At 63.6% G+C, this 21,440-nt stretch carries 17 protein-coding genes; 11 read left to right on the forward strand and 6 right to left on the reverse strand.

The window, feature by feature from the left end; genetic code table 11:
- Positions 1 to 54: 54 nt before the first annotated feature.
- Positions 55 to 822: a hypothetical protein gene (locus AC0V6T_RS11355; protein ID WP_486126965.1), complete on the forward strand. Its 768-nt coding sequence runs from the start codon at positions 55 to 57 to the stop codon at positions 820 to 822.
- Between the two features lie 75 nt (positions 823 to 897).
- On the opposite strand, the gene AC0V6T_RS11360 is transcribed toward AC0V6T_RS11355, so the two are convergent.
- The gene (locus tag AC0V6T_RS11360; protein WP_486126967.1) at positions 898 to 1,290 is read right to left on the reverse strand and encodes a hypothetical protein; all 393 of its coding nucleotides are present in this window, start codon (positions 1,288 to 1,290) and stop codon (positions 898 to 900) included.
- Between the two features lie 140 nt (positions 1,291 to 1,430).
- On the opposite strand from AC0V6T_RS11360, the gene serS reads away from it, so the two are divergent.
- The 3 genes from serS to AC0V6T_RS11375 are packed head-to-tail and all read left to right on the forward strand — an operon-like array spanning position 1,431 to position 4,579.
- On the forward strand, positions 1,431 to 2,711 hold the full coding sequence (gene serS / locus AC0V6T_RS11365; RefSeq protein ID WP_486126969.1) for a serine--tRNA ligase: 1,281 nt from the start codon (positions 1,431 to 1,433) through the stop codon (positions 2,709 to 2,711).
- The gene (gene surE, locus AC0V6T_RS11370) at positions 2,711 to 3,475 is read left to right on the forward strand and encodes a 5'/3'-nucleotidase SurE (protein WP_007163164.1); all 765 of its coding nucleotides are present in this window, start codon (positions 2,711 to 2,713) and stop codon (positions 3,473 to 3,475) included. The genes serS and surE overlap by 1 nt, the downstream gene beginning before the upstream one ends.
- A 12-nt stretch (positions 3,476 to 3,487) precedes the next feature.
- On the forward strand, positions 3,488 to 4,579 hold the full coding sequence (locus AC0V6T_RS11375) for a potassium channel family protein (protein ID WP_486126971.1): 1,092 nt from the start codon (positions 3,488 to 3,490) through the stop codon (positions 4,577 to 4,579).
- 134 nt (positions 4,580 to 4,713) lie between these two features.
- On the opposite strand, the gene AC0V6T_RS11380 is transcribed toward AC0V6T_RS11375, so the two are convergent.
- Positions 4,714 to 5,112 carry a DUF1761 domain-containing protein gene (locus tag AC0V6T_RS11380; RefSeq protein ID WP_486126973.1) on the reverse strand — a complete coding sequence of 133 codons (399 nt, stop codon included), beginning with the start codon at positions 5,110 to 5,112 and terminating at the stop codon, positions 4,714 to 4,716.
- A 109-nt stretch (positions 5,113 to 5,221) separates the two neighbouring features.
- On the opposite strand from AC0V6T_RS11380, the gene rimO reads away from it, so the two are divergent.
- From rimO to AC0V6T_RS11415, 7 genes are all read left to right on the forward strand, one after another.
- The gene (gene rimO / locus AC0V6T_RS11385) at positions 5,222 to 6,610 is read left to right on the forward strand and encodes a 30S ribosomal protein S12 methylthiotransferase RimO (RefSeq protein WP_486126975.1); all 1,389 of its coding nucleotides are present in this window, start codon (positions 5,222 to 5,224) and stop codon (positions 6,608 to 6,610) included.
- A 248-nt stretch (positions 6,611 to 6,858) separates the two neighbouring features.
- On the forward strand, positions 6,859 to 7,668 hold the full coding sequence (locus AC0V6T_RS11390) for a transglutaminase-like domain-containing protein (RefSeq protein ID WP_486126977.1): 810 nt from the start codon (positions 6,859 to 6,861) through the stop codon (positions 7,666 to 7,668).
- Positions 7,669 to 7,754: 86 nt separating this feature from the next.
- Positions 7,755 to 9,215, forward strand: a complete 1,461-nt coding sequence (gene zwf, locus AC0V6T_RS11395; protein ID WP_486126979.1) for a glucose-6-phosphate dehydrogenase — start codon at positions 7,755 to 7,757, stop codon at positions 9,213 to 9,215.
- Complete coding sequence (gene edd / locus AC0V6T_RS11400) at positions 9,208 to 11,013, forward strand: phosphogluconate dehydratase (protein ID WP_486126981.1); 1,806 nt, start codon at positions 9,208 to 9,210, stop codon at positions 11,011 to 11,013. The genes zwf and edd overlap by 8 nt, the downstream gene beginning before the upstream one ends.
- A 4-nt stretch (positions 11,014 to 11,017) precedes the next feature.
- Complete coding sequence (locus AC0V6T_RS11405; protein ID WP_486126983.1) at positions 11,018 to 12,013, forward strand: glucokinase; 996 nt, start codon at positions 11,018 to 11,020, stop codon at positions 12,011 to 12,013.
- Positions 12,010 to 14,799 (forward strand): phosphoenolpyruvate carboxylase, encoded by a 2,790-nt coding sequence (locus tag AC0V6T_RS11410; RefSeq protein ID WP_486126985.1) that lies wholly within the window; start codon positions 12,010 to 12,012, stop codon positions 14,797 to 14,799. The genes AC0V6T_RS11405 and AC0V6T_RS11410 overlap by 4 nt, the downstream gene beginning before the upstream one ends.
- A 134-nt stretch (positions 14,800 to 14,933) precedes the next feature.
- Positions 14,934 to 15,869 (forward strand): L,D-transpeptidase family protein, encoded by a 936-nt coding sequence (locus tag AC0V6T_RS11415; protein WP_486126987.1) that lies wholly within the window; start codon positions 14,934 to 14,936, stop codon positions 15,867 to 15,869.
- Positions 15,870 to 15,873: 4 nt separating this feature from the next.
- On the opposite strand, the gene tilS is transcribed toward AC0V6T_RS11415, so the two are convergent.
- From tilS to ptsP, 4 genes are all read right to left on the reverse strand, one after another.
- Positions 15,874 to 16,899 (reverse strand): tRNA lysidine(34) synthetase TilS, encoded by a 1,026-nt coding sequence (gene tilS, locus AC0V6T_RS11420; RefSeq protein WP_486128582.1) that lies wholly within the window; start codon positions 16,897 to 16,899, stop codon positions 15,874 to 15,876.
- A 29-nt stretch (positions 16,900 to 16,928) separates the two neighbouring features.
- Entirely contained in the window at positions 16,929 to 17,849 is a 921-nt protein-coding gene (locus AC0V6T_RS11425) for a tetratricopeptide repeat protein (RefSeq protein ID WP_486128584.1), read from the reverse strand.
- A gap of 241 nt (positions 17,850 to 18,090) precedes the next feature.
- Positions 18,091 to 18,963 (reverse strand): helix-turn-helix domain-containing protein, encoded by an 873-nt coding sequence (locus tag AC0V6T_RS11430; protein ID WP_486126989.1) that lies wholly within the window; start codon positions 18,961 to 18,963, stop codon positions 18,091 to 18,093.
- 150 nt (positions 18,964 to 19,113) lie between these two features.
- On the reverse strand, positions 19,114 to 21,384 hold the full coding sequence (gene ptsP, locus AC0V6T_RS11435) for a phosphoenolpyruvate--protein phosphotransferase (protein ID WP_486126991.1): 2,271 nt from the start codon (positions 21,382 to 21,384) through the stop codon (positions 19,114 to 19,116).
- Positions 21,385 to 21,440: the final 56 nt, after the last annotated feature.

Here is a 21,440-nt window from a genome sequence, read left to right on the forward strand (position 1 = left end):
CCCCTCCACGATTATGGCATGACCCAACCATGCGATAGAGTCGGAGAAGGTTCAATGAAAGTCGAGATGAAGACCTGGGGCGCGCTTGGCCTTGCGACCGCTTTGGTCGGCGCAGGGCTTGCCGGATGCGGCGGTGAGGCTGGCGAAGGCGGCGAAGCAGCACAGGTCGGAGAGGCTGGTAGTGCAGGCGAAGGCGGCGAGGCCGGTGAAGGAGGCGAAGGCGGAGAGGGCGGCGAAGCTGGCGCTCTGCCCGTAGAGCAACAACTCGTATTCATGGCAGGCCATGTCGAGGCAGGCCTTGCGCTCTACCGCGCTGGTGAGCACGAAGCGGCTGCGCCTCACCTGCTCCACCCCGTGTCAGAAACACATGCCGATGAGAGAGCGGGTCTGGATGCGCTGGGCTTCGACCCTACACCTTTCGAGGAGGTGTCGGCAGCGCTCGAAGCGGGCCGTCACGCTTCCGAGGTCGAACCGCAACTCGCCGCTGCCGAAGCCAATCTTGAAACCATGCGCGAAGCTGCCGGGGGCGATCCGGCAGCGCAGATCCGCTTCCTCATGGATACCGCGAGCGAGGAATACGCAATCGCCGTGACGGACGGAGCGATCACCGACCCGGCCGAATATCAGGATGCATGGGGCTTCGTGACGGTCGCGCGCCGCATCGCCGACGATCTCGATGCGCCGGGTGCTGCTTCGGTGCGCGAGACTCTTGACCTGATGCTGGGCCTGTGGCGCGAGGACGGACCGTTTCCCAAAGGCGAACCCGCGCCTGCCGGTCAGGTCTCCGCGCTCGCATCGCGGGTTCAGCTCGACCTGCCCTGAGCTTCGGCCACAGATACACAAAGCGCGAGCCGGGCGGGGACCGGTTCGCGCTACTGCATTCAGTTTTGGTCGGGATTAGTTGGTCGGGACAGTCGGCATCCCGATACCGCCACCATTCACCAACGGTGCGGGCGGTGAACCGGCCATGTCGGCCTTGCGGCTGCGCGAGGTGCTCTTCGCCTTGCTCTTCGTTTTTCGTGCGGGCTTGGTCTCGGGCAGGGCATTGATGCTCTCGCCGTCGATGCTCGTACCAGCAACCTGCACTTCGCTTTCGCGAGCGCGTTTGTCGTCGCGGTACTTCTTCAAGAAGTAGCCGCCTGCGCCGACAGCCAGCATTGTAGGCAGGCTCATCCGCTTCAGCGCAAACGGGATTGCGCTGCCCAGCAGCGCGCCTGCGGTTCCGCCTGCGATGGGGACCTGTTTGGTGACTTGCGAGCCGACGAGGGCTCCGATGACGTTCCTAAGCATGTGAGTTCTCCTTACCCCTCACTAATGGCACCGGCGCGCGAAGGTTCCGTTTTGCATTCAAGCGGTTCGGCGGATCGTTTTGCTCATGCGGCAAACTCTCCCTTTTCATCGCGAGGGCGACAAGGCATAGGCTGGCGCCCATGCATGATATCCGTATGATCAGGGACAATCCGCAAGAGTTCGACGCCGTCATGGCGCGGCGCGGGCTTGAGCCGGTTGCAGCGCAAATTCTCGCACTCGACGAGGAACGCCGCGCGCTCACGACGAAGCTCCAAGAGGCGCAGAGCCGCCGCAACGAAGCCTCGAAAGCGATCGGCGCTGCCATGGGCAAGGGCGATAAGGACACCGCCGAAGCGCTGAAGGCCGAGGTCGCGCAGATCAAGGCCGACATGCCCGCACTCGAGGAGAGCGAGCGCGAGGTGGCAAAGAGGCTCGATGACATGATGCTCGCCTTGCCGAACCTCCTCGACCCGTCGGTTCCCGATGGCGAGGACGAAGACGACAATGTCTACCTGCGCGAATGGGGCGAGAAGCCAAGCTTCGTTTTCGATCCGCAAGAGCACGCTGACATTGCGCCTGCGCTCGGCATGGATTTCGAAACCGCCGCCAAGATTTCCGGTGCGCGCTTTACGTTCCTGCGCGGCGATATGGCGCGGCTGCACCGGGCGCTTGGCCAATTCATGCTCGACAACAACACGCGCGAGCATGGCTTTACCGAATGCAACCCGCCGCTTCTGATCAACGAAGAGGCGGGGTATGGAACGGGACAACTCCCCAAGTTTGGCGAAGACCTGTTTCGCACAACCGACGGGCGTTTGCTGATTTCGACGTCCGAAATGGTGCTTGGCAATTCCTTCCGCGAACAGCTGTTTGCCGAGAGCGATTTTCCCATGCGCCTGACCGCGCTCACGCCCTGCTTCCGCAGCGAAGCGGGCGCAGCGGGCCGCGACACGCGCGGGTTCATTCGTCAGCACCAGTTTGAGAAGGTCGAAATGATCGTTGCCTCCTTGCCTGAGAAGGCAGAGGAGGAGCTCGATCGCATCACCGCCATCGCGGAAGGCATCCTGCAAAAGCTCGGTCTGCATTACCGCGTCGTCGCGCTGTGCTCCGGTGACATGGGCGCGGCGATGATGAAGACCTATGACATCGAGGTGTGGCTGCCGGGCCAGGGCGCTTATCGCGAGATCAGCTCGTGTTCCAATGGCGGCACGTACCAGCCGCGCCGGATGAACGCACGCTATCGCCCGGAAGGCTCCAAGAAGAGCGAGTACTTCCACCTTCTCAATGGCTCCGGCCTTGCGGTGGGCCGCACGCTGGTGGCCCTCATTGAGAATTACCAGCAGGCCGATGGCAGCGTGCTGGTGCCCGAAGCGCTCGCTCCCTATATGGGCGGCGTGACGAAGCTGGAACCTGCCGCCTGATGCGTATCCTCCTGACGAACGATGATGGCATACGCGCGCCGGGGCTCGAAGTGCTTGAGGCGATCGCGCGCGAGTTTACCGACGACATCTGGATTTGCGCTCCTGACGAAGAGCAATCGGGGATGGGCCACGCGCTTACGCTCACGCGCCCCGTACGCCTGCGCAAGCATGGCGAGCGGCGCTTCTCGGTCACGGGCACGCCAACCGACAGCGTCACCATGGGCCTTCGCAAGGTCGTCGATGCAGCGCCAGACCTCATCCTGTCAGGCGTCAATCGCGGCGCGAACCTTGGCGATGACATCACCTATTCGGGCACCGCTTCGGCGGCGATGGAAGGCGCGCTTGCGGGCATCCGCTCGATCGCGCTGAGCCAGGTCTATGCCCGCAACGGCGCAGCGGACGAGGACACCTTCCGCGCTGCGCTTGCATGGGGCAAGCGCGTGATCGAGCCGCTGCTCGATGCGCCGATGCCGGATCGTTCGCTCATTAACGTCAACTTTCCGCCGCTCGCCGCAGAGGACGTCAAGGGCATCCGCGTCGTGCGTCAGGGCTTTCACGACTATGCCCGCGGCACGGTTGTCGAAGGACGCGACCCGCGCGGCTTCCAGTACTACTGGTTCGGCCTTGACCCGATCGAGCACACGCTCGACCACGGCACCGATCTTGAGGCAATCGACGACGGCTTCGTCTCGGTCACGCCGCTGCATCTCGACCTGACGCATTACAGCAGCCTCGACACTCTTGCATCGCGGTTCGAGGGCTGATTCAAGAGGCTCATGGCGAAGCGCGAACCTCAGACGACGATCTCGAATCAGCGGGGCAGGCATCCGGTGCAAAAGCGCCTCAAGCCGCTGAGGCGTGCAGTCAAGCTGCCGGTCTGGGGCGACCTGTCGCTCAGGATTGGCGCGGCGATCTTCCTTATCTTCATCGTCGTGATGATCCACTGGTTCGACCGCGACGGCCTGGTCGACAGCGTTGATGGGGAGATCAGCTTCCTCGACGTGGTCTACTTCACCATGATCTCGATCACGACCACCGGCTTTGGCGACATCGCCCCTGTCACTGACAGTGCGCGGCTCAAGGAAGCGATCATCGTCACCCCGATCCGGTTCGCGGTGTTCTTCATCTTCGTGGGCACAGCCTACAACTTCATCATCAAACGCAGCTGGGAGAAGTGGCGCATGGCCCGTATCCAGGAGAAGCTTTCGGATCACGTGGTCGTCCTCGGCTATGGCGTGTCGGGTTCGCAAAGCGTCGAGGAGCTTATCGAACGCGGGACCAAGGCCGACGACATCGTCGTGGTCGACCCTAGCGAGGAGCGTCTCAAGGAAGCCGAGAAGCTCGGTGTCAACGTGATTGCCGCCGATGCGACCCGCGACGAGACGCTGAAGGCGGTGCGGGTGTCGATGGCGAAGAACGTGCTTGTCTCGGCAGGCCGCGACGACACCTCGATCCTCATAGTGCTCACCGTTCGCCACCTCGCTCCCAAGGTGCCGATCAGCGTGGTGGTGCGCGCCGACGACAACGAACTGCTCGCGCGACAGGCGGGTGCGAACAACGTCATCAACCCGGTGCGCTTCACCGGTCTCCTTCTCGCAGGCTCCGCCAACGGCCCGCATATCGCCGACTACCTCGCCGATCTCGCTTCGGTTTCGGGCCGCGTTCACCTTGTCGAGCGTGTCGTGACCGAGGAGGAGTGCGGTTGCTCGATCACCGAGCTATCGACCGGCGGCAGGGGCCTTCGCGTCTATCGCAATGGCCGCGCCATCGGCTTCTGGGAGGAGGAGTGCCAGAACCTCCAGCCCGGCGACGTGATCGTCGAGATCGTGCCCTCGACCAACGGCAATGGGAACGGCAACGGCGAGTAATGTTGTCTTGCGCTCACCCATCCGGGTGAGCGTCCTCGCTAGACGCGCAGCAAAGCTGCGCCCGCTGCGGGCGGCCGGTCGGCCTTGCGAACCCTGACGGGTTCGATCCAACGCCAACCGACAGGCTCGCGGCGTTACAGGAACAACAGGAACACCCCGCCCATCGCCGCCATGCCCGCGATGAAGTGGCCTGCGTCGATTGCGAACAGCATCCCGCTCTTTCGCTGGTAGAGGTAGTTGATCCCTACCGCCGGGATCATCACGCCGACCGCAAAACCGACGGACATCATCATCACCACATGCGGCTCTGGCGAAGTGCGCGCGATCAGGTGCCACAGCACCATCGCTATCAGCATCTCGAACGCAAACGTCAGCCCGAAGATGAGCGCCATGTTGCCGCCCTGCACGTCTTCGTCCGACATGCCCGCTGCGCGCTGCCACGCCTTGCCGAACAGCACCCCGTACCAGATCGCTCCGACCACGAAGAACGCCGCCGCGCCCGCAAGCACCGGCCATAATGCGAAATCGCCCATCTCTTTTCTCCCCTGATCGACCCAATGCACTTGGTAGCGCCAAAGCCAGATGTAGGAAAGCTGCACACTCTGGCACTTCCTCAACATCCGGTGTAAGGGCGCGGCCATCATGACAACTGCCACCACGACCCCCCGTCAATTGGCGGACGCCAAGCGCGTCGGCATGGTCTCGCTCGGCTGCCCCAAGGCGCTGGTCGATTCCGAGCGTATTCTCACCCGCCTGCGCGCCGACGGCTACGCGATGAGCGCCGATTACGCGGGCGCCGATGTCGTGCTGGTCAACACATGCGGCTTCCTCGACAGCGCCAAGGAAGAGAGCCTTGCCGCCATCGGTGAGGCCATTGCCGAGAACGGTCGCGTCATCGTAACCGGCTGCATGGGCGATGAGGCCGAGGCGATCCGCGCCGCTCACCCACAAGTGCTCGCCGTCACCGGCGCGCATCAGTACGAGCAGGTGGTCGAGGCCGTTCATGAACACGCCCCGCCATCGCAGGGCCCGTATATCGACCTCATCCCTCAGCCGGACGTCAAACTGACGCCGCGCCACTACAGCTATCTCAAGATCTCCGAGGGCTGCAATCACTCCTGCGCCTTCTGCATCATCCCGCAGCTGCGCGGGAAGCTGGCGAGCCGCCGGATCGACGCAGTGCTTCGCGAGGCGGAGAAGCTGGTCGCGGCGGGCACGAAGGAGCTGCTGGTCATCAGCCAGGACACCAGCGCTTACGGCGTCGATACGCGGCACGAGGCAAAGCCCTGGAAGGGACGCGAAGTGCGCGCACACATGACCGACCTCGCCCGTGAGCTTGGCCAGCTGCGCACCGCTGAAGGCAAGGCTCCGTGGACGCGGCTCCACTACGTTTACCCCTACCCCCACGTCGACAAGGTCATCCCGCTGATGGCAGAGGGGCTGCTGACGCCCTATCTCGACATCCCGTTCCAGCATGCGAGCCCCAACGTGCTCAAGGCGATGAAGCGTCCGGCGAACGAGGCCAAGGTGCTCGAACGCCTCAAGGGTTGGCGCGAGATCTGTCCCGAGATCGCGGTGCGTTCCAGCTTTGTCGTCGGCTTCCCCGGCGAGACCGAAGACGACTTCAAGTACCTCATCGACTGGCTCGAGGAAGCACAGCTCGACCGCGTCGGCGCGTTCCGTTTCGAGCCCGTAGAAGGTGCGGCGGCGAACGACCTGCCGAACCCCGTGCCCGAAGAGGTCAAGGAAGAGCGCTACGCCCGCCTCATGGAAGTGACCGAGCGCATTTCCGCCGCCAAGCTCGCAGCCAAGGTTGGCAAGACCCTGCCCATCATCATCGACGAAGTGGGCGAGCCCGACGAGGAGGGCGACATCGGCGCAACCGGACGAAGCCAAGCCGATGCGCCCGAGATCGACGGTGCGGTTTACCTGCGCAACGTACCCGAAGCGCTCGAACCCGGCGCGATCGTTGACGTCGAGGTTGAAGACGCCGATGCTCACGACCTTTATGGCGTGATTACAGACGTTTAGCCGAGAAGTGGACCGCATGTTACACGGTCCAGGGGCAAAACCCGCTCTTGTGTCACCTTGGGTGTGAAAAGTGTCACCTTGCCGTCCGAAGTGTGACCTTGAGCGCTCATCTGTCACTTTCACACCAGGCAAGTGTCCGGAACAACTGGGGCGCGCAACTGCCATGCAAGCTGCCCTATCAAGCGCGCGGCGAGTAGGAAAATGCGCACGCCTCGGAACCGCTGTGTTGTCATGCGTTAGGTAAGCATATGTCCGTTCTCGTCTCCTCCCGCTTCGCCTTCTGCTTCGACCAGCCGACATCGGCGCTGCTTCAGTTCGAAGCGGCATCCTTGCCTGAGCAGGAGTTGATCGACACAGCGACTTCCATCACGCCAACCGAGCACCTCGCGCGCGTTGCCGCGCAGGACGATATCGGTGAACGTATCTGGCTCGAGGGACAGGGCCGGATCGAGGTGCAGTATGAGGCCAACGTCCGCGTCCAGCGCCGATTGCACGACCTTTCGAGCCTCGCCGCTCTGCCGCCGCACATGCTGCCGGGCGAGACGGTCAAATTCCTGCTCGATTCCCGCTATTGCCGGGCCGACCAGTACCAGGCGCTCGCCTCAGCCGAATTCGCAGGGACAAGCGGTGGTGCGCGCATTGCTGCCATCCGCGACTGGATCGAGCAGAACTTCACTTACACACCCGGTATCTCCGATGCGTCCACCAGTGCGAGCGACAGTTTCATCGCGCGCGCCGGCATCTGCCGCGATTACACGCATGTCCTGGTGATGCTCGCCCGCGCCTCTTCCATCCCCGCACGTTATGTCGCCTGCTATGCGCCCGGCGTCACGCCGCAGGATTTCCATGCCGTGGCCGAGGTCTTCCTCGCCGACCCGCAAGGCAGTGAAGGTGAAGGCGCAGGCAGCTGGCAGCTTGTTGACGCAACCGGAATGGCGGACCTTGCAAACGCGGTGAAGATCGGCATCGGGCGAGATGCCGCCGACGTCTCCTTCATCACCACCTTCGGCCCAATGCAATTCGAATACAGCAAGGTTTCCGTAGCGTTTGGAGACTGAATCTTACGTTTTCGCACCTGCAACAATTCTTTCGTTGCAGGTGTCCTGACATGACGTTACGCCCCACTTGAATATTGGGGATCAGAATGACTGAATTTGCTGCTGACCGCTTGCTCTTGTTCGGAGCGACGGGCGACCTTTCGCGGCGCAAGCTGCTACCGAGCCTGTGCGCTCTCGACGCCGACGGACTTCTGCCTGAACGCCTCGCCATTATCGGCACGGCGCGAAGCGAGATCGACGACGGCGAGTTTCGCAACATGGCGCGTGAGGCGCTTGAGCAGTTCCTGCCAGCAGAACGCCGTGGCAGCATGGCGCAGTTTCTCAACAGGCTGAGCTACCAGCCGCTCGATGCGTCGAGTGTCGAGGGCTTTGATGCGCTTGCCGCCAAGGTTGCCGAAGTCGGCCAGAGTGATGAGGAGAACGGCGGCCTTGCTATCTTCCTCTCGACCGCGCCGAGCCTGTTCGGCCCGACAATTGCCGGGCTGCAACATGCCGGGCTGACGGGCGAGAAGGTGCGCATGTGCCTTGAAAAACCGCTCGGCACCGATCTGGAAAGCTCCGCCGAGATCAACGACGCGGTGGCGGGCGCTTTCCCCGAAGAGCGCATCTTCCGCATCGACCATTACCTTGGCAAGGAGACGGTGCAGAACCTCCTCGCGCTGCGCTTTGCCAACATCCTGTTCGAGCCGATCTGGAATTCGAACATCATCGAGCATGTGCAGATTACCGTTGCCGAAACGGTCGGTCTCGAAGGCCGCGTGACGTTCTACGACGATGCAGGCGCGCTGCGCGACATGGTGCAGAACCACATGCTGCAACTGCTTGCACTGGTCGCGATGGAGCCGCCGACGAGCTTCGATGCGACCGCCGTGCGCGATGAAAAGGTCAAGGTGCTTCGCGCGCTGCGCAAGGCTGTCGCCAGCGAAACCGTCACCGGCCAGTACCGCGCGGGCGCGGTCAACGGACAGGCGGTGCCGGGCTATGACGAGGAACTGGGCAAGCCCTCCAACACCGAGACATTCACCGCGATCAAGGCGCATGTCGACAACTGGCGCTGGAAGGGCGTGCCCTTCTACCTTCGCACCGGCAAACGCCTGCCCGAGCGCGTGACCGAAATCCTGGTCAAGTTCCGCTGCGTCCCACATTCGATCTTCGAAGGCATGGGCGCAGGGCTTCAGCCAAACCACCTCCTCATCGGTATCCAGCCCGAAGAGGACATCACGCTCTCGCTGATGGCGAAAGTCCCGGGCCTCGACGAAGACGGCGTGCGCCTGCGCGAAGTGCCGCTCAAGATCGCGATGCCATCAGCCTTTGCCGAAACGCAGCGCCGGATCGCTTACGAGCGCCTGCTGCTTGACCTCATCAAGGGCGATCAGACACTATTCGTGCGCCGCGACGAGGTCGAGGCGCAGTGGCATTGGATCGACGCGATCCGCGCCGAGTGGGAAGCCAACGGCGTCACGCCAAAGACCTACACCGCAGGCAGTTGGGGACCGAGCGCGGCAATCGCGCTCACCGAACGCGACGGAGTAAGCTGGCATGAGTAACCTCAACGACACCATTCACCGGGTGACGGAGCGTATTATCGAACGCTCTAAGCCGTCGCGCGGGCGCTATCTCGACCTGATGAAGCGCGAGGCCGACCGCCGCCCAGAACGCGAGCAGGTCTCGTGCTCGGTGCTCGCCCACGCCTTTGCGGGCGCGCTTGAGGATCAGGACGCGATGAAGGAAGGGCGCGGTCCCAATATCGGGATCGTGTCGGCCTACAATGACATGCTGTCCGCGCACCAACCCTATGGCCGCTATCCCGACCGCATGAAGATCTATGCGCGCGAAGTCGGCGCAACGGCTCAGGTCGCAGGCGGCACGCCTGCCATGTGCGACGGGGTCACGCAGGGCGAGGACGGGATGGAGCTTTCGCTCTTCAGCCGCGACAATATCGCAATGGCCGCCACCATCGCGCTCAGCCACCAGATGTATGACGGCGCGGCCTATCTTGGCATCTGCGACAAGATCGTACCCGGCCTGATGATCGGCGCGCTGCGCTTTGGCCACCTGCCCGCGATTTTCGTGCCTTCAGGCCCTATGCCGAGCGGGATTTCGAACAAGCAGAAGCAGGAAACCCGACAGAAGTATGCAAGCGGCGAAGTCGGGCGCGATGTGCTGCTCGAAAGCGAACTGGGCAGCTACCACTCGCCGGGCACATGTACATTCTACGGCACCGCCAACTCCAACCAGATGATGATGGAGATGATGGGGCTGCATGTTCCGGGCGCGGCTTTCGTACAGCCGGGGACCAAGCTGCGTCAGGCGCTCGACCGGGCGGCGGTTCACCGGGTGGCACAGCTTGCAGGCACGACGGAGCGCACTCTCGCGCAGGTGGTCGATGAAAAGGCGATCATCAACGCCGCCATTGGCCTGCTCGCCACAGGCGGTTCGACCAATCACGCGATCCACATCCCCGCCATGGCGCGCGCTGCAGGGGTCATCCTTGACTGGACCGACCTTGCAGAGCTCTCGAGCGTCGTGCCGCTCGTCGCGCGCGTTTATCCGAATGGCTCGGGCGACGTGAACCAGTTCCACCATGCAGGCGGAATGGGTTACGTGATCGGCGAGCTTCTGGGCGCAGGCCTTGCGCACGCCGACATCCTCACCGTGTGGGAGGAGGGCTTTGAAGCCTACACTCAAGAACCCGTCTGGCAGGACGACAAGCTCCAGTGGGCCCGCGTCACCGAGACGCGCGACGACACGATGCTTCGCCCGGTGGCAGAGCCTTTCCAGCACGATGGCGGGATGAAGCTTTTGACCGGCAATCTTGGCCGCGCCTGCTTCAAATCATCGGCGGTCGCAAAAGAGCGCTGGACCATCGAGGCGCCTTGCCGCGTGTTCGAAAACCAGCATGACGTGACGAAAGCCTTCAAGGCGGGCGAGCTTGACCGCGACGTCGTGGTCGTCGTGCGCTTTCAGGGCCCGCGCGCCAATGGCATGCCCGAACTCCACTCGCTCACCCCTCCGCTTGCCGTGTTGCAGGACAAGGGCTTCAAGGTCGCGCTCGTCACCGATGGCCGCATGTCGGGCGCATCGGGCAAAGTGCCGTCCGCGATCCACATCACGCCCGAGGCTGTCGGCGGCGGCCCGCTCGCGTACCTGCGCGATGGCGACATGGTGAAGGTCTGCGCTGAAACCGGCGAGCTTTCGACCACTGCCGACTTCGATTCACGCGAAGCGGCCCGCGATCCCGAACCCGAATGGGGCGTCGGGCGCGAGCTTTACCGCATGATGCAAGCGCAAGCCGACGGCGCCGAGCAAGGCGCGTCAGCAATGCTCGCCAGCGCGGGACTGTAACGCCTTGGCTGGAAACACGGATATCGTCACCGTCGATGTCGGCGGCACGCATGCCCGCTTTGCGATCGCGACCATCCATACCGATGGCACAATCGCGCTAGGCGAACCGGTCACGATCCACACCGAAACCCATGCGAGCTTTCAGACCGCGTGGGAGGATTTCGCGAGCCAGATGGGCGGCACCATCCCCGACCAGCTTGCGATGGCGGTGGCAGGGCCGATCAAGCCCGACATCATCCGCTTTACCAACAATCCGTGGATCATCCGCCCGCCGCTGATCGAGAGCAAGCTGGGCTGCAAGAGCCACATCATCGTCAACGATTTCGAAGCCGTCGCTCACGCCGCCGCGCGCGCGCCTGACGAGGAATTCCTGCATCTCGCCGGTCCGGACGTGCCCTTCCCCGAACCGGGCACGATCAGCGTCCTTGGTCCGGGCACCGGCCTCGGCGTTGCATATTTCTACCGACGCCCCGACGGCTCGTACCGCGTGCAGGCGACCGAGGGCGGGCATGGCGATTTTGCACCGCTCGACTCGATCGAGGACGCGATCCTTGCTCGCCTGCGCAAGCAGCATACGCGGGTATCCGACGAGCGCGTCGTCTCAGGTCCAGCCATCGTCGATATCTTCCACGCGCTTGCCGCTATCGAGGGGCGAGCCGTGCGCGAATTAAGCGACGTTGAAATCTGGACCGCCGGGACTGACGGATCGGACAGCCTCGCCGCCGCAGCCGTCGACCGCTTCTGCCTCGCGCTGGGATCGGTGGCAGGCGACATCGCGCTGGTTCAGGGGGCCAAGGGCGTCGTGATTGCTGGGGGCCTTGGCTACCGCATCCGCGAGACGATCCGCGCATCGGGCTTCGCCTCGCGCTTCACCGCCAAGGGGCGCTTTGCTGGCCTGATGGCGACGCTCCCCGTCAAGCTCATCACCCACCCGCAACCCGGCTTGCTCGGTGCAGCCGCCGCATTTGCCCAGACCCATCTTGAGGAGCCGCAGCCATGACCCTTCCGCTGACCACGCTCGGCTCGCTTTCGCAGCGGCTGCAGGAACTGCACGCCCGCACGCGCGAGACGCCATTGTTCAATCCGGTGTTCCAGCTGGGCCTCGACCTCTCACGCGCACTTGAAGGCGGCGTGATGGATCTCGACGCGCTCGAAAACCTCGTGGTCGAGATGGAATGCACTTCGCTGAAAGCCCGCGCCAAGCGGCTTGAGCGACTGGTCGCGCCGGTCGAACCGCAGGCCAACACCGCCGCCCTCAAAAGCGCGCTTGGTCCCGGCGAGGATTTCGACGCCTTCCGAGCACAATGGGAGGTGCCGAGCCTGCACGCGGTCTTCACCGCGCACCCGACCTTCCTGATGACGCCTGCACACACCGCGGTCGTCGCCGAGGCCGCCGCGACGGGGGCAAAGCTGTCATGCGATGCCTGCGCCACCAGCGAGCCGCGCCCTGCCGTGACGCTCGATTACGAACACGAACAGGCGATGGCAGCTATCGCCAATGCGCAAGATGCGCGCAGCCAGATCGTGCGCGAGGCGTTGGTCCATGCAGCAGCCTGCTGGCCATCGAAATGGAAGATTTCCAAGCCACTCCCGTTCCGCTTCGCGACCTGGGTCGGATACGATATGGACGGGCGCACCGACATCAAGTGGTACACCTCGATCCGCTTCCGCCTGTCGGAAAAGGCCGAGAGGCTGGAGCGGTATGCGGCTGATCTGAAAGCCATCGACGCTGGGCACGAGCTCGTCGAAACACTCTCCGCCGCTGCCGAGCATGCCGCGCGCGGTGCGAAGGACTTCGCCGATGACCTTAGCGATGCGGACAAGCTTTCCGCCGCCGCGAACCGACTGACAGCGGACGACCCGGCGAAGCTGACCTCGCTCAGCGGCGTGATCGAGAAGCTCGAACAGGAAGCCGAGGCGAGCGAGGATACAGAGCGCGCCATCGACCTACTCACCCTCGCCGCCGCGATGCGCGCCGATGGGCTTGGAATGGCGCATGTCCATTTCCGCGTGAACGCCAAGCAGCTTCACAACGCGATCCGCACGCATCTTGGCGAGCAGTCGGGCCTCGACCTCGCCAGCAAGGGCGCGATGGCGACGCTTCGCCGGATGCTTGCCGAGGTTGAGCCAAAGCGCACCAATTTCGCCTCGCTCGCCATCGAAAGCTCAACCGCGACGCGGCAATTCCTCGCGATGGCGCAGATCCTCGGCCATATCGACGCCGATACGCCGATCCGCATGCTGATCGCCGAATGTGAGCAGCCCTCGACCATCCTCGCCGCGCTGTATATCGCGAGATTGTTCGGGATCGAGGACAAGGTCGACGTGTCGCCCCTGTTCGAAACCGAAAGTGCGCTTGAGCACGGCGGGCGCTTCCTCGAAGCGCTGTGTGCAGAGGACCAATATAAGGACTATGCGCGGACCCGCGGGCGCGTCTGCATCCAGACCGGCTTTTCCGATGCCGGGCGGTTCGTCGGGCAAATTCCTGCAAGCCTCGCGATCGAGCGCCTGCAAGGGCGGCTTGCGCAGGCGATGGAGCGCAATGGACTGAAAGACGTCGCCGCGCTCATCTTCAACACGCATGGCGAGAGCATGGGCCGCGGCGCGCATCCCAGCGGCTTTGCCGACCGGCTGACATGGCCGCTCAGCCCTTGGGCGCGCAGCCGGTTCCACCGTCACGGAATCGAACTCGAACCCGAAGTCAGCTTTCAGGGCGGCGATGGATATCTGCTGTTTGCCAACCCCGCGCTCGCCCGCGCGACGCTGACGCGGATCATCACCGATGCGCCGGAAAAGAGCGAGGTCTGCGACGATCCGTTCTACGCGCGCACCGATCTCAGCCTCGATTTCTACCGCGCGATCCGCGCACATCAGCGTGCTCATCTGCGCAGCCAGACTTACAGCCGCGCGGTGACAGCCTTCGGCCTCGGCCTGCTCAATTCAACCGGCAGCCGCGTTTCGCGCCGCCAGTCGGACCTTAGCGCGGACCGTGACATGAACCTGCGCCAGATCCGCGCTATCCCGCACAATTCGATCCTCCAGCAACTTGGCTTCCCGGTGAATATCATCGCCGGGATCGGAAGCGCGGCGGATGGCAGTTATGAGGAGGTCGCAGCGCTCCTGCAGGAAAGCGAGCGTGGACAGCAATTGCTCCGCCTTGCGCGCGCATCCAACTCGCTTGCGAGCATCAAGACCGTTGCAGCGCATGGCGAGCTGTTCAATTCAGCCTATTGGGCAAGCCGCCCCTATCGCGGGACCGAGCCGCATCTGTCGGCTGCATGCGAGGTACTGGCCGAATATCTCACCAAGGACGACCGCACCGGCGTGTTCCGGCGTCTTGCCTCGCGCCTGCGGGTCGATGCGCTCAAATATCACCGCCTGCTCGAACAGCTTCCCCCGTCCGAACCGTCGATCCCGGTCGAGGAAACGCGCCGGATGATCGGCGCCGCGCAGGCGCTGAGGCTCGCGCTGATGCAGCACATCTTCCTTCGCGCCGTGTCGGTCCCGGTCTTCAGCCGCGCTAACGATGTCAGCCGCGAGGACGTGCTGGAAATGGTATTCAGCCTCCGCATCGAAGACGCGCTTGCCCAGATGCGGCGCGCGTTCCCGACGCATTTCCCCTCGCCTAGCGACTTCGCGATGGACGCACCTGCCGACTATCCGGATGCACAGGCCGAGGGCTATGCGGCGATCACGCGCGACTATATCGACCCGATCGAGCGCGCCTATTCGCTTATGCTGCGCCTTAGCATTGCGATTGCCAACCAGTTCGGAGCGCATGGCTGAGCGCCCTGAGACAAGCTCAGCGTTAACGATTTGACCCCGCGCGCGTCCCCCGGAGGGACGCCGCCGGGTTAGCCACTGGTAGCCGGATCCATTTAACGCCATAATGCGATGGCATGGATCAAGGGCTTTTGCATATGGCTTTCACAAATCTCCGCCTCACCGCGCTCGCCGGGATTGCCGCGCTGACCGGGGGCGCGTCGCTCGCGCTTGCTCAGACCAGCGCCGATAACGCCGCCGATGCGGCCGTGCAGGTTGCCGCCGACGCCGAGGATGCAATCCGCGCCATCGACCCGACAACAGGCGGCGCTTCGCTGGTGGTCGATCCGAGCCTTCCGCAACCCTACGGCATCGACACGGCAACCGACGATCTGCCTGAGCTTCCGCCAGCTCCTGCATCGGTGAACGCGCTTGCCAATGCCCCGAGCGAAACGCCCGAAGAAGCGCCTGCCATCGTGACCGGCAGCGCCTACGATTTCGACGAAGTGACCTACAATACCGTCCCCGCGCAATACGCCTCGGCCAACACGCAGCCGCCGCGCGGGCCCGCAACCCGGATGATTTCGGAGCCGCAGGTCCAGACCGTACCGGTCGTCCAGAGCGATGATCCCTTCGTGATCAAGTCGATCCTGCCGATTGAAGGCACGATCCGTTATGGCGACTGGTACTGGGACGAAAGCCGCGCTCCGGCGACGGGCAAGATCGTCATGACGGTCGACCTCGATGCGCGCGTCATCAGCGTGTTCCGCGACGGGCATGAGATCGGCACGGCAGTTGCGCTGCTTGGAACGCAGTCGCACCCAACGCCGCTCGGCACGTTTCCGATCCTGACCAAGGAACGCGACAACGTATCGGAGAAGTACAACAACGCGCCGATGCCCTGGACGCTGCGCCTTACGTGGGACGGGATCGCGATCCACGGCTCGCCCGTCATGAACGGCTATGCCTCGCACGGCTGTATCGGCGTGCCCGATCCCTTTGCCGAAAAGCTTTTCGCTATTGCGGGGCGCGGCGACAAGGTCGTGATCACCCGTGGCAAGATGATCGGCCTCGGCGACAAGATCATGTCGTGACCCGTTAGTGCGTGTTTCGCGGCGGTTCGGGTGAGAACCGCCAGACGCGCATTTCGACACCGACTTTCTCGACTTTCTCGATATCGCAGCGCCCCAGCACGCCTCCGAGCGAGGCATTCTCGCCGCGCCATAACCGGTCGGCAGCGTTGCCCGCTTCGCTTCGGCTGACCCAGCCACCAAGCGCGCTCACGATCCGGCTCACAGTCTCGATCTGAACCGCGCGCGGAACATTACAGTAATACCGGTATTGCGGAGCGCCCTGTGGCGTATCCTCGCGGCTGACCATCTCTTCCCAGTCGAGCTGCGCATACCATTCTAGCGCACGCCATCCTTCGGCAAGGTGTTGCGCGCTTGTCGCCAGCGCCTCAGCGTCGAGCCAGTCGTGCTCTGCCAGATGCTGGCGCACGCGCACGCGGTCGAATGCGGGATTCTCGTTGGAGGGATCGCTTACCGGAGTGATACCCGCGCTCTCTACAACCGCCTCCAGTTCGGCCTTGCGAAATCCCAAGAGCGGGCGGATCAGGGGCACGTCGCTGTCCGGCAGATGCGTCCACTCGCGCACTCCGGCAAGACCGGGCAGTCCGCTCCCACGTGCAAGCCGCATCAGAAGCGTTTCTGCCTGGTCGTCGATGTGGTGTGCTGTCGCGACGTGACCGATCCCCTGCTGCGCGGCCCATTGGACAAGCGCTGCGTAGCGCGCCTCGCGCGCCTTTGCCTGCAGGTTGCCTGCACCCAGCGTCACCTTGGCTGACGTGAATGGGACATCCAGCGAGTGACAGATGGTTTCGACGAAAGCGACCTCGCGAGCGGCCTCGAGCCGAAGGCCATGGTCAATGCTCATCACCGCAATGTCGCCCGGACGTGCCGCAGCGGCGAGCAACAAGAGCGCAAGGCTATCAGGGCCGCCTGAGACCGCGAGACCCAGCGGCCCGTCCCAATCTTCGTCAGGGCAAAGGCGGTCGAGCGCAGCGTCAAAGCGCGCGATCAGTTCAGGATCAATCGCCTCAAGGTCGATATGCGTATCAATCAGCGCCCCCTTGCGCCCGGGAACCGGACCGATCAGCCCTCGCAGTTCACCCGGCGACGATTGCTCTCATACTGGTCGGCAAGCCGTCCGGTCGCAACAGCCGGATAAGTGTCGCCAAACTCGGCAAGCGCGATGCAGGCACGCCGGGTGTCGCCCATCGCGATCATGCTCTCGGCGAGGTACAGCAGGCTGTCCGGTGCGCGGCGCGCAGTGCGATCGGCCTGGTAGTTGCGCAGGAACCAACGCGCCGCCTCTTCGGGCATTCCATCATCAAGGAATGCGCGGCCAAGCAGGTTGCGGCCATAGGTGACGCGGAAGTGGTCGGGGTGCTGCTCGACGTAAGAGGCAAGCTGCTGGCGTGCCTCCGGATAGAAACCGGCATTCCACAGGCGGAAGCCGTAGGAGTATTCATCGTCTGCCGGATCGTCCGTCTGCGGCTTGGTGATCTCCTGCACCGCTGCGAGACGTTCGGGACTTGGTCCGGTAGCCGCAGGGGCCTGCGTTTCCGCTTCGCTCGCTCCTGTCATGGCGGCAAGGTTGCTCTCGGCGGCGCTAGGCTGGTCTTCGTCCTCGCCTTCATCGCTGCCCATCTCGGCAGGGGTGTCCACGGGCGTTTCCGCCGCAATCATCGGCGCTTCGACAGCGCGCGCTTCGAGCCCGGTTACCCGCTCACCCAACAGGCCAAGCGCGTTGGTGTTTTCCTCGGTCAGAGCAGTGAGGCGCTGAAGCTGCAGTTCGATCGCGTCGAGCCGCGCGAGGATGTCGGTCACAGCGGTTGTCGAAGGCGCGCTCGAGGTGGTCGGACCGGTGGTCGTGCCATCAGCGGTGATTTGCGGTTCGAAGAAACGCCCGTCGCCGCCCGGAAACACGGCGCGTTGCAGCGCGCGGATTTCGGCTTCGGCCCGGCGCAGGCGCGCCTCGGCATTGTCCTGTGCCATCGAAGGCACCGGCATGGTGGCAACCACGGCTGCGGCGACGAATGCGCCGAGCGCGGGAAAGGTCGGACGGACCAGGGATTTGGAAGGTTTTGCGGGGGTCATGGTGGTTCAGGCTCCCTCTTTCATTGGCATGTGCGCATCGTGGAGCGACGCGCATGAATATGACCGGAATCTGTGGCGAAGCGGTGCGTTCAAGTCGACCCCGTAAGCGCACTAAACGGGGGAATGTGGGGTATGAGAGTTAAGCGGTGTTCGCTCAGTTGTTGGTGAGTTGCGGCTCGTCCGGAGTGTCGGCACGCGCAAGCAGAGCGGCGGCTGAAACCGGCGCATTGCCCACTGGCACCATTTCCTCGGCAAGCGGCGGAACCGTCTGGCCGTTGATGGTGATCTCAAACACGTTGGGGCGTCCGGTGTTGAGGCGCGGATCGTCGGCGTCGAGCGGCACTTCGTAGGTGTCGCCTTCTTCCATCACGCCTTCATAAAGGCGCTCTCCGCCTTCTTCGTAAAAGCGCACCCAAGCGCCCTCGCCCGTGGCCGTGAAAACGACCTGCCCGTCGGGCAGCGGCGCGGTGGCTCCGGTCGCGTCAGCCGCGCCCTCGTCATTCGCAGCACGCGCGGTCTCGCCAGCGGCATCAGCTGTGTCAGCCGCAGTCTCATCCTGCGCGATCAATGAGGGCAGGTCAGCGCCCGCACCGAAATAGGTGCTTGCAAAGGCGAACGCGCCGATAGCGAAAATCAGCGCCGCAATTCCGCCGAACCAGGCAAGTCCGGACGAAGGAAGCTTGGCCGGATCGCCCGGTTCCATCCCGCCCTGCATTGCCGACTGGCGTGCTTGTCCATCGGCCAGCTCGTCGCGAACCATACCGACGATCTGTTCGGGATCCAGTTCGACCACCCGGGCGTAATTGCGGGTGAAGCCGATCGCATATGTGCGCGAAGGCAGCGAGGCATAATCGCCCCCCTCAATCGCCTCGAGGTGTCTGAGCGGGATACGCGTTTCGGCGGCAACATGCGCAAGATCGAGGCGCTTGGCCTCGCGCGCTTCACGCAAGCGACCGCCAGCCGTGTCGGAAGTGATGTCTTCCGCCACCCCATCGTCCTCGAGAGAGCTGTCCTGTTCGTTATCCATGACCCGATCCACGTTATCGTGGTTATTTTGCATTTTCATTGTGGATGCAAGAAGCTTCCCACCCGGTCAGGAGTCAAGCGGGCGATTTCGAAAAGCCGGGAGCATGAGCCAGAGCGCCCCAAACGGTCGTTAACCAGAGGCGGCCTGCCCTTATTCCGTTTCGATTTCGCGTTCAGCGGCCCAATGCGCCAATGCTTCGCGCAGGTTGACGCCGGGTTCTGAAAGCCACTGATTCATCGCATCGGTGATCTCGGCCAGATCGACCTTGCGCACCAGTTCCTTGATCGGGCCAACCGCCGCCGGAGTGATCGACAGGCGCCGCACGCCAATGCCAAGAAGCGCGAGCGCTTCAAGCCGGCGACCGCCCATCTCGCCGCATACGCCAAGGTCAATGTTGCTCCCGACCGTGCCCTGCACCACGCGGCGCAAGAATCGGAAGATCGGCGGGCTGAGCCAGTCGTAGCGTTCGGCGAGCGCCGGGTTCCCCCGGTCCGCTGCAAACAGGAATTGCGTCAGGTCGTTGGTGCCGATCGACAGGAAGGAAAGGCGCGGGACGAGAAGGTCGAGCATCTCGGCGAGCGCTGGCACTTCGAGCATGGCTCCGAAGTGGATCTGTTCAGGCACCATCTTCTTTTTCGAGCGGAGAAATTCGAGCTGCTCGTCGAACACCTTCTTGGCCGCGTCGAACTCCCAAACTTCGGAGACCATCGGGAACATGACGTAAAGCGAGCGCCCCGCTGCCGCCTCAAGCAGCGCGCGGGCCTGCGCCTTCATCAGCCCTTCGCGGGTGAGCGCGAGGCGAAGTGCGCGCCAGCCCATTGCCGGGTTCTCGTCATTGTCGGCAATGTCGGAAGCAAGATAGGGCACCGACTTGTCGCCACCGATGTCGACTGTGCGGAAGATCACAGGCTTGTCGCCTGCAGCATCGAGTACATCGCGGTAGAGTTTCAATTGCCTCTCGCGCTGAGGAAGCGTGGCGGAAACGAGGAACTGGAATTCGGTCCGGAACAGGCCGACCCCGTCCGCGCCGGTCATGGCCAGCGCGCTCATATCGTCGCGCAGCCCTGCATTCATCATCACCGTCACGCGCGTGCCGCAGCGGGTGAAGGGTTCGACATCGCGCAGTTCAGCGTAGGCGGCCTGGCGCTCTTTCGACTTGGCGAAACGCTGCGCAAAGGCATCGGCCATCTGCCCTGACGGGCGCACCGTCGCAGTGGCGGCGGTGGCGTCGAGGAGTATTTCATCGCCTTCGCGGATGGTCGAGCGTGCGCGGCTCGCGCGGCCCAGCACGGGCACGCCCATGGCGCGCGCGACGATCACGACATGCGCGGTGAGCGAGCCTTCCTCAAGGATCACGCCCTTCAATCGCCGGCGATCATATTCGAGCAATTCAGCAGGACCCAGATTGCGCGCGATCAGGATCGTATCCTTGCGAAGCCCTTGCTGCGCGGCGGTCCCGATCTGGCCCGACACGATCCGCAGCAGGCGGTTCGCAAGGTCTTCCAGATCGTGCATCCGGTCAGCGAGCAGCGGATCGCCAATCTCGCGCATGCGCATGCGGGTGTGCTGCTGCACGCGTTCGATCGCGGCTTCGGCGGTGAGGCCGGAATCAATTGCCTCGTTGATACGCCGCGACCAGCCTTCGTCGTACGCGAACATCTTGTAGGTCTCGAGCACTTCCTCATGCTCTCCGCCCACGCCAAAGTCGGCCTGGTTGGTGAGGCCGTCGATCTGCTCGCGCATCTTATCGAAGGCGCGGTAAACACGCTGGCGCTCAGCCTCGATATCGTCGGCCATGACCTGCGTGATCTGCACGCGCGGCTGGTGATAGGCGGCAACCCCGGCGCCAAGCCCTCTCACCAGGGTCAGCCCCGACAAAGTCTGAGTGCCCGATTGCTGCGGCGAGAGGCTGAGCGCTTCTTCCTCGTCGACCAGTTCAGCGTTGGTGATGAGTTCGGACAGGACCATCGCGGTGGTCTGGAGCGCTTCGATCTCGACCTCTTCGTAACGCCGCGGATCGACGTGCTGGACGCACAGAACGCCCACAGCCCGCTCGCGATAAACGATCGGCACGCCTGCAAAGGAGTGGAACTTGTCCTCGCCCGTTTCGGGGCGGTAGCTGAAGTCGGGATGCGCTTTCGCTTCGGCGAGATTGAGCGTTTCGACGTTGTCGGCAATCGTGCCGGTCAGTCCTTCGCCAATCGCCATGCGGGTGACGTGCACAGCCGTCTTGTTGAGACCGCGCGTCGCATAGAGTTCAAGCATGCCTTCGCGCAGCAGATAGATCGAGCACACCTCGCTCGACAGGCATTCGCCGATGATCTCGACCACCTGGTCAAGCTTGCCCTGCGCGTGAAGGCGCGAGGCCATCACTTCGTGAAGGCGGGTGAGGATTTGTCTGGCGGAAGCGGCGGCAGTCATGACTTGGACCTGACTAGGCCCTCAGCTCTGCAAAAGCAAAGCCTTGCATGAAGCGC

Source organism: Erythrobacter sp. S158 (genome assembly GCF_057364915.1).

Excerpts from the sequence above, each read along its gene's own strand:
- AC0V6T_RS11355 (WP_486126965.1), top strand. The coding sequence starts at position 55 with ATGAAAGTCGAGATGAAGACCTGGGGCGCGCTTGGCCTTGCGACCGCT.
- AC0V6T_RS11360 (WP_486126967.1), bottom strand. The coding sequence starts at position 1,290 with ATGCTTAGGAACGTCATCGGAGCCCTCGTCGGCTCGCAAGTCACCAAA.
- serS (WP_486126969.1), top strand. The coding sequence starts at position 1,431 with ATGCATGATATCCGTATGATCAGGGACAATCCGCAAGAGTTCGACGCC.
- surE (WP_007163164.1), top strand. The coding sequence starts at position 2,711 with ATGCGTATCCTCCTGACGAACGATGATGGCATACGCGCGCCGGGGCTC.
- AC0V6T_RS11375 (WP_486126971.1), top strand. The coding sequence starts at position 3,488 with ATGGCGAAGCGCGAACCTCAGACGACGATCTCGAATCAGCGGGGCAGG.
- AC0V6T_RS11380 (WP_486126973.1), bottom strand. The coding sequence starts at position 5,112 with ATGGGCGATTTCGCATTATGGCCGGTGCTTGCGGGCGCGGCGGCGTTC.
- rimO (WP_486126975.1), top strand. The coding sequence starts at position 5,222 with ATGACAACTGCCACCACGACCCCCCGTCAATTGGCGGACGCCAAGCGC.
- AC0V6T_RS11390 (WP_486126977.1), top strand. The coding sequence starts at position 6,859 with ATGTCCGTTCTCGTCTCCTCCCGCTTCGCCTTCTGCTTCGACCAGCCG.
- zwf (WP_486126979.1), top strand. The coding sequence starts at position 7,755 with ATGACTGAATTTGCTGCTGACCGCTTGCTCTTGTTCGGAGCGACGGGC.
- edd (WP_486126981.1), top strand. The coding sequence starts at position 9,208 with ATGAGTAACCTCAACGACACCATTCACCGGGTGACGGAGCGTATTATC.
- AC0V6T_RS11410 (WP_486126985.1), top strand. The coding sequence starts at position 12,010 with ATGACCCTTCCGCTGACCACGCTCGGCTCGCTTTCGCAGCGGCTGCAG.
- AC0V6T_RS11415 (WP_486126987.1), top strand. The coding sequence starts at position 14,934 with ATGGCTTTCACAAATCTCCGCCTCACCGCGCTCGCCGGGATTGCCGCG.
- AC0V6T_RS11425 (WP_486128584.1), bottom strand. The coding sequence starts at position 17,849 with ATGCCGGTGCCTTCGATGGCACAGGACAATGCCGAGGCGCGCCTGCGC.
- AC0V6T_RS11430 (WP_486126989.1), bottom strand. The coding sequence starts at position 18,963 with ATGGATAACGAACAGGACAGCTCTCTCGAGGACGATGGGGTGGCGGAA.
- ptsP (WP_486126991.1), bottom strand. The coding sequence starts at position 21,384 with ATGACTGCCGCCGCTTCCGCCAGACAAATCCTCACCCGCCTTCACGAA.